Raw genomic sequence first — 455 nt, forward strand, 5'->3', positions numbered from 1 at the left:
TTTTCGTCCGTAATCTTCTTCGATAGCTTATGCAAGAAATCCTTCCGTTGATTGGCAATTTTTTCGTGCTTTTTCGCCACTTTCAAGCGGGCTTTGGTGCGGTTTTTCCCGCCTTTTTGTTTGCGGGACAACGAACGCTGCGCTTTTTTGAGTTTCTTTTCTGATTTGTACAGATGTTTTGGATTTTTGTGCTTCTCTGTCTCACCTAAGTCATTGGTAGTGATAGCGAAATCGGAAATACCTAAATCAATCCCTATTTTCCGTTCGGCAGCTTCTGCTTCTTTGTCTTCTGATTTTACCAAAATGGAGACAAAATACTTTCCAGATTTGTTCATGGAAATCGTGCACGACTTGATGATGCCTTCAAATGGACGGTGTTGGTTCAGCTTCACGAAACCGATTTTTGGAAGTTTGATTTTTTTCTCTTCAATTCGGATATTTCCGCCTTGGTTGTT

General features: G+C 40.7%; 1 protein-coding gene. It reads right to left on the reverse strand.

The features are described 5' to 3' along the window. A partial coding sequence (locus ABDZ53_RS04235; RefSeq protein WP_343754307.1) for an RNA-guided endonuclease TnpB family protein occupies positions 1–455 on the reverse strand: 455 nt, incomplete at both ends.

Source organism: Alkalibacterium iburiense (assembly GCF_039521845.1).
Classification (GTDB): domain Bacteria; phylum Bacillota; class Bacilli; order Lactobacillales; family Carnobacteriaceae_A; genus Alkalibacterium; species Alkalibacterium iburiense.